This is a genomic window from Acinetobacter sp. YH01024 (genome assembly GCF_013420195.1).
Classification (GTDB): domain Bacteria; phylum Pseudomonadota; class Gammaproteobacteria; order Pseudomonadales; family Moraxellaceae; genus Acinetobacter; species Acinetobacter amyesii.
The window spans coordinates 1-11983 of record NZ_VOYQ01000022.1 but is presented as its reverse complement, the minus strand read 5'-3'; the positions used below and the strand labels follow the sequence as shown (position 1 = coordinate 11983).

Here is an 11983-nt window from a genome sequence, read left to right as displayed (position 1 = left end):
GAGTAGACTGAATGGCTCAATTCTTTATTCATCGCCCCATTTTTGCGTGGGTGATTGCATTGGTAATTATGCTAGCGGGTGTACTCACGCTATCTAATATGCCAATTGCACAGTATCCGACCATTGCGCCGCCAACGGTTTCAATCTCTGCGACTTACCCAGGTGCGTCTGCAGAAACAGTTGAAAACACCGTAACCCAAATCATTGAACAACAAATGAATGGTTTGGATGGCTTACGTTATATTTCGTCAAACAGTGCGGGTAACGGTCAGGCATCTATTACATTGAACTTTGAACAAGGGATCGATCCAGATATCGCCCAAGTTCAAGTCCAAAACAAACTCCAGTCTGCGACAGCGCTATTACCTGAAGACGTACAACGTCAAGGTGTAAAAGTCACCAAATCTGGCGCAAGCTTCCTACAAGTTGTAGCATTCCACTCACCATCGGGTAAGTTGACTGCGGACGACATTAAGGACTATGTAAACTCGAATATTTCTGAACCTCTCAGCCGTGTGGCAGGTGTAGGTGAAGTCCAAGTATTCGGTGGTTCTTATGCGATGCGTATTTGGCTAGATCCAGCCAAAATGGCAAACCTGAAAGTTACACCGAGTGATGTGGCTGCGGCTATCCGTACACAGAATGCTCAGGTTGCTGTTGGTCAGTTAGGCGGTGCGCCTGCAACTGAAGGTCAAGTACTGAACGCGACAGTTACAGCACAAAGTTTGTTGCAAACACCAGAGCAGTTTAAAAACATTTTCCTGCGTAACAGTAGTGATGGTGCTCAAGTACGTTTAGGTGATGTTGCACGTGTTGAATTAGGTGCTGACAACTATCAGTTCGACTCTAAGTTCAACAACAAACCTGCTGGTGGTGTAGCGATCAAACTAGCAACTGGTGCAAACGCATTAGATACAGCCGAAGCTGTTGAAGCACGTTTAAAAGAACTACGTCCAAACTACCCTGAAGGTTTAAAAGACACGCTTGCATTTGATACGACTCCATTCATTAAGTTATCGATTGAAAGTGTTGTACATACCCTTGTAGAAGCCGTGATTCTTGTATTCTTTGTGATGTTCTTATTCTTACAGAACTGGCGCGCAACGATTATTCCGACATTGGCTGTACCTGTAGTGGTATTGGGTACTTTTGCTGTCATTAACATGTTTGGTTTCTCGATCAACACACTCACCATGTTCGCGATGGTACTGGCGATTGGTCTCCTCGTGGATGATGCTATTGTTGTCGTAGAGAACGTTGAACGTGTCATGGTTGAAGATCATCTTGACCCAGTGACTGCAACTGAAATCTCAATGAAACAGATCTCGGGTGCCCTTATCGGTATTACCTCTGTGTTAACCGCTGTATTCGTGCCGATGGCATTCTTCGGTGGTACGACAGGTGTAATTTATCGTCAGTTCTCAATCACGCTGGTAACAGCAATGATTCTGTCATTGATTGTGGCATTGACCTTTACCCCTGCCCTATGTGCGACCATGTTGAAACAACATGATCCAAACAAACCAGAAAGCAACAATATCTTTGCCCGTTTCTTCCGTTGGTTTAACAGCTCTTTTGATAAGGTTGCGCATAAATACCAAGGCGGCGTGAACTTCATGACGCACCACAAGATTTTCTCTGGTGTGATTTATGCAGTTGTAATCGGGTTATTAGTGCTTTTATTCCAAAAGTTACCTTCATCATTCTTACCTGAAGAAGACCAAGGTGTTGTAATGACACTGGTACAGTTACCACCGAATGCCTCACTTGAGCGTACGGATAAAACTGTCACTGCAATGACCGATTACTTCCTGAAAAACGAAGAAAAATATGTCGATTCTGTATTCAGTGTTGCCGGTTTCTCGTTCACAGGTGTAGGTCAAAACGCAGGTCTTGCATTCATCAAGTTAAAAGATTGGGAAGACCGTACATCACCTGAATCTCAAGTGGGTGCGATTATTCAACGTGGTATGGCACTGAACATGATCGTGAAGGATGCTTCATACATCATGCCAATCCAATTACCAGCAATGCCTGAATTGGGTGTCACTGCCGGCTTCAACTTGCAGTTAAAAGCTTCTGCAGGTCAAACCCATCAACAACTTATCGATGCCCGTAATATGGTGCTCGGTATGGCTGCTCAAGATAAACGCCTCATGGGTGTTCGTCCTAACGGTCAAGAAGATACGCCACAGTACAAAATCACGATTGACCAAGCTCAAGCCGGTGCTATGGGTGTCAGCATTGCTGAAATCAATACCACAATGGGTATGGCATGGGGTGGTTCTTATATCAATGACTTCGTTGACCGTGGTCGTGTGAAGAAAGTCTATGTACAAGGTGAAGCTGCGGCACGTATGATGCCTGAAGACCTGAGCCAGTGGTATGTCCGTAACAACCAAGGCACAATGGTTCCATTCTCGACCTTCGCTACTGGTGAATGGACTTATGGTTCACCACGTCTTGAACGTTATAACGGTATCGCATCTGTGAACATTCAAGGTTCACCGGGTGTGGGTGTAAGTTCGGGCGACGCGATGAAAGCGATGGAAGAAATTGTACAAAAACTTCCTTCGATGGGCGTTCAAGGCTTTGACTATGAATGGACTGGTTTATCTCTAGAAGAACGTGAGTCTGGCGCACAAGCACCATTCCTATACGCACTTTCATTGTTAATCGTCTTCCTATGTCTTGCTGCCTTGTATGAAAGCTGGTCTATTCCGTTCTCAGTATTACTGGTTGTACCATTAGGTGTATTGGGTGCGTTATTACTGACTTTCCTTGGAATGGTGTTCTTCAAAAATCCAAACTTGGCGAATAACATTTACTTCCAGGTGGCTATTATTGCCGTCATTGGTTTGTCCGCGAAGAATGCGATCTTGATCGTAGAATTCGCCAAAGAACTTCAAGAAAAAGGTGAAGATCTGTTTGACGCAACATTGCATGCCGCTAAAATGCGTCTACGTCCAATTATCATGACCACTTTAGCCTTTGGTTTTGGTGTACTTCCGCTTGCCCTTTCTTCGGGTGCAGGTGCAGGTAGCCAGCACTCTGTAGGTTATGGTGTATTGGGTGGCGTAATCAGTTCTACCCTACTTGGTATCTTCTTTATTCCTGTGTTCTACGTATGGATCCGAAGTATCTTTAAGTACAAACCAAAACAACAAAATAATCAGGAGCATTTATCGTGATGCAAAATGTATGGTCTATTGCAGGTCGTAGCATTGCGGTTTCTTCACTTGCGCTTGCTTTGGCTGCCTGCCAAAGCATGCGTGGTCCAGAGCCGGTTGTTCAGACCAATATCCCCGAAAGCTACACAGCAAGTGCTTCTGGTACTTCTGTTGCTGAACAAGGATATAAAGATTTCTTTGCTGACCAACGTCTGGTACAAGTTCTTGACTTAGCTTTAGCCAATAACCGTGACCTACGTACGGCTGCTTTAAATATTGAACGTGCACAGCAACAGTATCAAATCACTGCCAATGGTCAATTACCAACCATTGGTGCAAGTGGTAGCGTACTTCGTCAAGACACGATGAATTCAAAGCCTATCACCTCTTATAATGTCGGTTTAGGTGTCACTGCCTATGAACTTGATTTTTGGGGTCGTGTACGTAGCTTAAAAGACAATGCTTTAGACAGTTACCTTGCAACTGCAAGTGCCCGTGATGCAACACAAATTGCGTTGATCGGTCAAGTGGCTCAAGCATGGTTAAACTATGCATACGCTAACTCGAACTTGAAGCTTGCGGATCAAACCTTAAAGGCTCAGCTTGAATCTTACAACCTCAACAAAAAGCGTTTTGATGTCGGTATCGACAGTGAAGTTCCTGTTCGTCAGGCTCAAATTTCTGTAGAAACTGCACGTAATGATGTTGCGAACTACAAGACTCAAATTGCTCAAGCGCAAAACTTATTGAACCTATTAGTGGGTCAACAAGTGCCTGCGAACTTGCTGCCGAACCAACGTGTCAATCGTATTACTTCGACCAATACCATTGGTTCAGGTATTCCAAGTGATTTGTTGAACAACCGTCCAGATGTCCGTGCAGCTGAATACAAACTGTCTGCCGCTGGTGCGAACATTGGTGCAGCTAAAGCACGTCTGTTCCCTACGATTAGCCTGACAGGTTCTGCGGGTTATGCTTCAACGGACTTAGGTGATCTATTTAAATCAGGCAACTTTGTATGGTCTGCTGGCCCTAGCCTAGATATTCCAATCTTCGACTGGGGTACACGTCAGGCCAATATTAAAGTTTCTGAAACTGACCAGAAAATTGCATTGTCTGATTATGAAAAATCAGTTCAGTCAGCTTTCCGTGAAGTAAATGATGCGCTTGCAGTTCGCCAAAACATTGGTGACCGTATTGCAGCACAGCGCCGTTTAGTTGATGCAACCAATACAACGTACAAACTGTCAAATGCCCGCTTCCGTGCTGGTATTGATAGCTACTTAACTGTACTTGATGCGCAGCGTGCATCTTATGCAGCTGAGCAAGGTTTGTTGTTGCTTGAACAAGCAAATCTCAACAATCAAGTTGAATTGTATAAAACACTTGGTGGTGGTATCAAAGCCAACACTTCTGATGCTGTGCAATACCAACCTTCTACTGCTGAGCGTAAAGCTGCATCAAAACAATAATTTGATTTAGCCTAGCCAGTAATATTTGAAAAGCTCACTTCGGTGGGCTTTTTCATTTTTAGATCGAAGCCTCAAAATAAAAATGAACATATTGCTTTTTGCTGAAGAGTTTCCTATCTTCAATTCACCTTTTTATATTGATAACTAAAAATGCTTTTAAGTAATCTTGAATCTGTTCCGGGTCATACCATTACACAACAACTTGATGTCGTTTATGGCAGTACTGTCCGCAGTAAACATGTTGGTCGTGACTTTATGGCTGGCCTAAAAAATATCGTGGGTGGTGAACTCAAAGGTTATACAGAACTACTCGAAGAATCCCGTCAAGAAGCTATGAGCCGTATGATTAATAAAGCACGTGCCTTAGGCGCGAATGCCGTCGTCGGTATCCGTTTTTCAACCTCAAATATTGCTCAAGGCGCCTCTGAATTATTTGTGTATGGCACGGCAGTTCGCGTAGAAGCCAACTCAGCAAAACTACCAGACCCATTTCCAACTCAGGACTAAGTCATGGATGCCTTTATTTTTAAAGTCCTGATCTTTGTGGTGCTCTTTTGTATTGGTTGGGGCTTCGGTCGCCATATCGAACAAAAGCATCTCAAAGAACTCGAAGCTCAAGAAAAGCGATTGGCGCATATTCGCATAGACAACAACCGCTTTAAAACTACTGAACAATTCGGACAACTGATTTCAAGTAATGTAGTGATTTCACATGATTATTTTAAATATGTGATTGCCAATATTCAGAACTTCTTTGGCGGACGTTTAACCAGTTATGAAAGCATCGTTGATCGGGCACGTCGTGAAGCCGTGGTGCGTTTAAAGCAAGAAGCTGAAAAAATGGGCGCAACGCAAATTATGGGTCTGCGTTTAAGCACCACTGAGCTTGGTATGCAAGGCGGCATGGTCGAAGTCTTTGCGTATGGAACAGCAATTCAAAAGAGAGACATCTGATCTCTCTACTTCTCCCCAATTCATTTTTACTATTTAATTTACTTTACACAATGTGTTTTCAAACTCTTCATAACTCACATTTTCATTGCGACAAACTTTAAAGCAAACTTCATTAAATTTCTTTTCATCAATATTTGGATCATGATAACTAAATGCAACATCTCCAGCATAAGCACGTGCCAGATCTTGCACCACAATGTCAGCTTTACATCCATATAAAGTTGGACATGCCTCTAATGTTCCTTCGTAATACTCTTTACACTGAGTCGCTTCGACATCCACCTTATTGGGTTTTTGCATCGACACATTTAAACCATTTTCATTCATTAGAAGAAAATATTGAAGTTTTCTAAATGGTTTTAAGTCAATCTCGAGTCCCGAATGATTGATACGAGCCAATTGATCTTTGTAAGAATTATGATCATCTGAGATTAACTCTGCATTACCAGCTTTGTCGATTTTGATAAAGCTATAGTTGACAGGCATATATGCGCCACTCCCCTTATGTGCAATCACTTCGACCAAATGATCTTTCGCAATCAATGCGCCCGTAAATACAGTCGATTCAACACTGGTCAGCAACTTATCTTTCACTAAAACACAATATCCAAAACATTGATCTTTGAATCTAGCCTGATCGCCTTTAAAATCATCAACAGGATGAAATTCAGCTCGCCATTTAAAATCACCAATTTTATTCGAGCTATAAGGTAATTTATCAACATCTGAATCTTGAGGATTTTGACTGTAATACTCAGACTTCAATAATCCTTGTTCATCAAACAGTGCTTCGATCGGTAACCACCCCTCATTTGGTCCTCGCATAACAACTTCTGCACTCGCCGCTTCAACTTTAGGCTCAATCTCAACAGATTCAGTAACGGGTTCTGATACAGTTCCTATTTCTTTTTCAGGCTTTTCGAGCGTTGACTTCTGCTCAATTTTTTGAGTTTTCTGTTTAAAATAAAAATATGCCACTGTACCGATTGCACCAATGATTGCGCACAAAATGATGGCTATTCCCCATTTGTTAAAATTATTCTTTTTCATTTCTTATAATCTCGTTACTCATTAAAAAAGTCACTCTTAAAAGTGACTTTTAAACAATTTAAACTTGATAAAACTTACTTCACTTTGATTTTACGAATCATTTTATATAACGTTGTCGGTGATAATCGAGATACCCAAACACCGAGCTTTTCTTTAGAACCACCCACCACGATGTATTCTTCCCCACGTTGCAAAGATTGCACCACCGTTTCGGCAAACTCATTGGCTTCTAGACCATTTTCAATGGCTTCATCCTGATGCCCTTGTGGCTTGCCGGCACCATTGAGTGCATTAAATGAAACATTGGTTTTGACAAATCCGGGGAATATCACCGATACGCCCACCCCTTGATCCGCAACTTCCGCACGTAGACTGTTCGCCCACATATGAATGGCAGCTTTTGCAGCAGAATAGGTCGCTCGGTACTGTGTCCCTAATAAGCCTGCAACACTTGAAACAAAAGCAATTCGACCAGACTTTTGCGCTAAAAAAGTCGGTAAAACGGTTTTAGTCAAATAGACTTGCGAAAAATAATCTACTTCCATGATGGCACGTTCAGTTTGCATAGTCGTATCCGTAATCAATGCACGCTGACTCAATCCCGCATTATTGATTAGCCAGTCAATTCGACCTTTATGCGCAAGGACTTGTTCATAAGCATGGCGAACTTGTTCTTCATTGGTAATATCTGCACACACTGAAAGATGCTGATCTGGATGTAATAATGAAACACGGACTTTTTCCAACTCTTCAAAACGACGTGCGGTCAAAATGACCTGCGCCCCTTGCAAAGCACATTCTTTTGCTAAAGCTTCACCCAAACCTGACGATGCCCCAGTAATCCACACCACTTTTCCGTTCAAATCATCACGTTTTGCCATTTTGACATCCTTTTAAATAACTAATTTATTCATTTATATGTATTTTATGCTTTACGTAGTACAGGCTCATTGTTCAAAAACACCATAAAATGGTCAAAATACTGACTCATTGACTGTGCATCATAAATTTTGCCGAGTTTATCAAAACGTTTATAACCGAGTTGCGTGGTGAGATTGATGACACCGGTTAAAGTTTTATCCACCACCATGTTAAATTTCAGCATTTTTTTCGGTTCTCGCACCAAATGCGTCACCCCGGCATCGACCACTTGTGTAAATGCCTTCAACGCGAGCGGCACATATTGATTCTGCCCTTCTTTCATTTGATTGACATAGGCAAGCAAGTCGGTGGCTAAAGAGGCATCGATCGGATAATGCATATAATGCTGACCATCTTCGCTGTAAAAACGTCCATATAAATAATTGACCATCGGTACAAGGCGGTCATTGCCAAAAAAAGACACCGACCACGGCATATATTTACGGGTCGTTTCACGTATTTGCTGAATAATTTTTTCGGATTCATTGTCTCCAGACTTATTCATGCGCGCCATTTGGCCAAAAACTTGATCTAAAATTTCACATGCAATATCCGCTAGATTATCCCCTAAGGCTTTGGACTGACTTTCTGTTTCACCTGCATTGAGTTTTTGATGAATCGTCTCAAAACGTTGATATGTCGTAGGTTGAATCTTTAAAGAAATAGAATAAGTCATTTGATATTGCTCCTTTTATCTTAGTTTTGGGATCAATGGATACTTCTTATCTTAGGTCCTATCATACGGACTCTTTTATTTACTGCCAAATCCTAAAAGTTAACATTCGCCCAACATCCCTAATTCACCATTTTTTTTGCTACAATAGATCTAATTTTTTATCCACTTTTGATCTGTTTAGACTATGACTGATTCAGCGCAAAATATTGCTACGACCTACGATCCGACCGAGATCGAAAAAAAATGGTACAAGACTTGGGAAGAGAGAGGCTACTTCAAGCCATCTCAAAAAGGTGATTCATTCTGTATTATGATTCCGCCACCAAACGTCACTGGTAGCTTGCATATGGGTCATGGTTTCAACAATGCCATTATGGATGCGTTGACTCGTTATAACCGCATGTCTGGCAAAAATACCCTTTGGCAGCCGGGTACCGACCATGCAGGTATCGCAACGCAAATGGTGGTAGAGCGTCAATTAGGCGCGCAAAATATCAGCCGTCATGACTTGGGTCGTGAAAAATTCATCGAAAAAGTGTGGGAATGGAAAGAACAATCTGGCGGGAACATTACCCGTCAAATTCGTCGTCTAGGCTCATCTGTAGACTGGTCTCGTGAACGCTTCACCATGGACGAAGGTCTTTCTAACGCGGTTAAAGAAGTATTTGTTAAGCTACATGAAGAAGGCTTAATTTACCGTGGTAAACGCCTCGTAAACTGGGACCCTAAACTACAAACTGCCCTTTCTGACTTAGAAGTTGAGTCTGATAAAGAAGAAGCAGGTTCACTTTGGCACTTCAAATATTTCTTTGAAGATAAATCACTACGCACTCACGATGGCAAAGATCACATTGTGGTTGCAACCACTCGTCCTGAAACATTGCTAGGTGATACTGCAGTTGCGGTTGCACTTGATGATGAGCGTTACTCGCACCTTGTTGGTCAAAATATCATCCTTCCGATTACAGGCCGTGCCGTTCCAATCGTAAAAGATGAGTATGTCGATAAAGAATTCGGTACAGGTTGTGTAAAAATTACCCCTGCACACGACTTCAATGACTATGAAGTGGGCAAACGCTGTGAACTTCCAATCATCAACATCTTCAACAAAAATGCTGAAGTTCTTGCTGAGTTTGAATACATCGCAAAAGCTGGCGAGCAAATTTCTAAAACCATTCCTGCACCTGCGGACTACATTGGTTTAGAACGTTTTGAAGCACGTAAAAAATTGGTTGCTCAAGCGGAAGCTGAAGGCTGGTTAGACCAAATTCAACCATATACCTTGAAGCCACCTCGTGGTGACCGTTCAGGCGTGATCGTTGAGCCACTTCTAACAGACCAATGGTACGTAAAAATTGCACCACTTGCTGAGCCTGCAATTAAAGCGGTTAAAGATGGCGACATCAAATTTGTACCTGAGCAATACAGCAACATGTACATGGCTTGGATGAACAACATTCAAGATTGGTGTATTTCGCGTCAATTGTGGTGGGGTCACCGTATTCCTGCTTGGTACGATGCTGAAGGTAACGTATTTGTAGGTCGTGATGAAGCTGAAGTTCGTGCGAAAAACGGCATTGCACCTGAAGTTGAATTGAATCAAGACGAAGACGTGCTTGATACATGGTTCTCTTCTGGTCTTTGGACATTCTCAACTTTAGGTTGGACAGGCGACGCTGCGAAAGATAAAGAAAACTATTTCTTAAACACTTTCCACCCGACTGATGTATTGGTGACTGGTTTCGACATTATCTTCTTCTGGGTTGCCCGCATGATCATGATGACCATGCACTTCATGAAAAATGAAGATGGCACACCACAAGTGCCGTTCAAAACTGTGTACGTTCACGGTTTGGTACGTGATGGCGAAGGTCAGAAAATGTCTAAATCTAAGGGCAACGTGCTTGACCCATTAGATTTGATTGACGGTGTTGACCTTGAAACTTTAGTACAAAAACGTACGACTGGTTTGATGAACCCGAAACAAGCGGCGAAGATTGAAAAATCAACACGTAAAGAGTTCCCTGAAGGTATTCAGTCTTACGGTACGGATGCTGTACGTTTCACTTTCTGTGCGCTTGCAAACACAGGTCGTGACATCAAGTTCGACATGAAGCGTGTTGAAGGCTACCGTAACTTTGCCAACAAGATCTGGAACGCTACCCGTTTCGTGATGATGAACTGCGAAGAGCAAGTGATTGGTCAAGAAGTTCGTCAAGACCTTTGGGAATTGCCTGAACAATGGATCGTAAGCCGTCTGCAAAAAGCGGAACAAGCAGTGCAAACAGCATTTGCGACTTACCGTTTAGACTTGGCTGCACAAGCGATTTACGAGTTCATTTGGAATGAATACTGTGACTGGTATGTAGAGCTGACTAAGCCTGTTCTAAATGACGAAAACGTATCGGTTGAGCGTAAAGCTGAAGTTCGTCGTGTATTGCTTGCAGTAATGGAAGCGTCTTTACGTTTGGCTCATCCATTGATGCCGTACCTTACAGAAGAAATTTGGCAAACGCTTGCGCCGAAACTGAACATTTCTGGCGAAACAATCATGTTGGCTCAGTACCCTGTTGCAGATGAAGCGAAAATCAACGAACAAGCTGAAGCAGATATGCAGTGGCTGCAAGGTTTGATTGGTGCGGTGCGTAACATCCGTGGTGAAATGGGTCTAGGTAATGCGCGTTTGTTGCCTGTACTTCTTCAAAACACCACTGATGCTGAAAAAGCACAAATCGCACGTATTGAACCGTTGTTCAAAGCATTGGCTAAAGTTGAAAGCATTACCTTCTTGGCTGATGCTGAACAACCGCCATTGTCTTCTTCTTCTGTAGTGGGTCACGTGTCTGTATTCGTTCCAATGAAGGGTTTAATTGACCCTAAAGCGGAATTGGGTCGTTTGCAAAAAGACTTAGACAAGGTTCAAAAACAGCATGACCAAATTGCGACTAAACTTAGCAATGAAGGTTTTGTGGCTAAAGCACCTGCGGCTGTAGTTGAAGGTGAGAAAGCGAAACTTGCTGAGTTTGCTGACCAGTTAGCGAAGATTAAAGCGAATATGGAGCAGATTGCAGCGCTTTAATATGCTGTTAATTTAACCAAATTTGTAGTATAAAGGGCTGATTATTCAGCCCTTTATTATTAGCAATATGGAAATAGAAATACTAAATAATCAGCCAATTAATTTTTGGACTATCTCATTTGGAGTGATAGTAGCTGCGACAACATTTGTTTATCTAACACTTCAATATCTCAATAACAATAAAAATACCAATGATTTAATTAAGAAATACCATGAGCTCAAACAGCATCACGAATTGATTGAACAATTCAACAACCAGAAAAAGAAGAAAGATTTAAACTTAGCTGAACTCAAACAAGCTGAATCGGAGCTAAATCTAAAAGAAAAACGCCTTAATGAAATTCAAGAACAGCTTAAAAATGTATCAGAAACCATAAAATTAAAAAGAAATACTATGAACCGTACCGGGTTTGTCGGAGACATTTTTATTTAAGTTAGGCCACGTGACCTAACGGGTTAATCTTATCATAGTACATTGCTTCAAACTCAAAAGGCGATACATAACCCAATGCGCTGTGTACACGCTTTTTGTTGAACCAATCTACCCAATTTAATGTCGCAAGTTGTACATCCGCTAAACCTTGCCAGTCTGCTTTTAAATATTCAATCACCTCTGTTTTGTATAACCCATTCACTGTTTCAGCCAAAGCGTTATCGTATG

The 11983-nt window shown here is 42.1% G+C and carries 10 protein-coding genes; 6 read left to right on the top strand and 4 right to left on the bottom strand.

The window, feature by feature from the left end:
- Window positions 1-11: 11 nt before the first annotated feature.
- The 4 genes from FTT88_RS10495 (at window position 12) to FTT88_RS10480 (ending at window position 5596) form a co-directional block, all read left to right on the top strand.
- A complete protein-coding gene (locus FTT88_RS10495) occupies window positions 12-3191 on the top strand; it encodes an efflux RND transporter permease subunit (protein ID WP_180005072.1) in 3180 nt (1059 codons plus the stop codon).
- Window positions 3191-4642 carry a multidrug efflux RND transporter AdeIJK outer membrane channel subunit AdeK gene (gene adeK / locus FTT88_RS10490; RefSeq protein WP_180005082.1) on the top strand — a complete coding sequence of 484 codons (1452 nt, stop codon included), beginning with the start codon at window positions 3191-3193 and terminating at the stop codon, window positions 4640-4642. The genes FTT88_RS10495 and adeK overlap by 1 nt, the downstream gene beginning before the upstream one ends.
- A gap of 150 nt (window positions 4643-4792) precedes the next feature.
- Window positions 4793-5149, top strand: coding sequence for a YbjQ family protein (locus FTT88_RS10485; protein WP_180005073.1), 357 nt, complete (start codon window positions 4793-4795; stop codon window positions 5147-5149).
- 3 nt (window positions 5150-5152) lie between these two features.
- On the top strand, window positions 5153-5596 hold the full coding sequence (locus tag FTT88_RS10480; protein ID WP_180005074.1) for a YbjQ family protein: 444 nt from the start codon (window positions 5153-5155) through the stop codon (window positions 5594-5596).
- A 33-nt stretch (window positions 5597-5629) separates the two neighbouring features.
- On the opposite strand, the gene FTT88_RS10475 is transcribed toward FTT88_RS10480, so the two are convergent.
- The 3 genes from FTT88_RS10475 to FTT88_RS10465 form a co-directional block, all read right to left on the bottom strand.
- The gene (locus tag FTT88_RS10475; protein ID WP_180005075.1) at window positions 5630-6646 is read right to left on the bottom strand and encodes a hypothetical protein; all 1017 of its coding nucleotides are present in this window, start codon (window positions 6644-6646) and stop codon (window positions 5630-5632) included.
- 74 nt (window positions 6647-6720) lie between these two features.
- Window positions 6721-7527 (bottom strand): SDR family oxidoreductase, encoded by an 807-nt coding sequence (locus FTT88_RS10470; protein ID WP_180005076.1) that lies wholly within the window; start codon window positions 7525-7527, stop codon window positions 6721-6723.
- Window positions 7528-7571: 44 nt separating this feature from the next.
- Complete coding sequence (locus tag FTT88_RS10465; protein ID WP_078192215.1) at window positions 7572-8243, bottom strand: hypothetical protein; 672 nt, start codon at window positions 8241-8243, stop codon at window positions 7572-7574.
- Window positions 8244-8427: 184 nt separating this feature from the next.
- Here FTT88_RS10465 and FTT88_RS10460 point away from each other — a divergent pair, with 184 nt between their 5' ends.
- A complete protein-coding gene (locus FTT88_RS10460; RefSeq protein WP_180005077.1) occupies window positions 8428-11322 on the top strand; it encodes a valine--tRNA ligase in 2895 nt (964 codons plus the stop codon).
- A gap of 67 nt (window positions 11323-11389) precedes the next feature.
- On the top strand, window positions 11390-11755 hold the full coding sequence (locus FTT88_RS10455) for a hypothetical protein (RefSeq protein WP_180005078.1): 366 nt from the start codon (window positions 11390-11392) through the stop codon (window positions 11753-11755).
- A 1-nt stretch (window position 11756) separates the two neighbouring features.
- Here the strand turns inward: FTT88_RS10455 and FTT88_RS10450 are convergent.
- Window positions 11757-11983 (bottom strand): integrase core domain-containing protein (locus tag FTT88_RS10450; protein ID WP_180107138.1); only part of this gene is annotated, 227 nt, incomplete at its 5' end.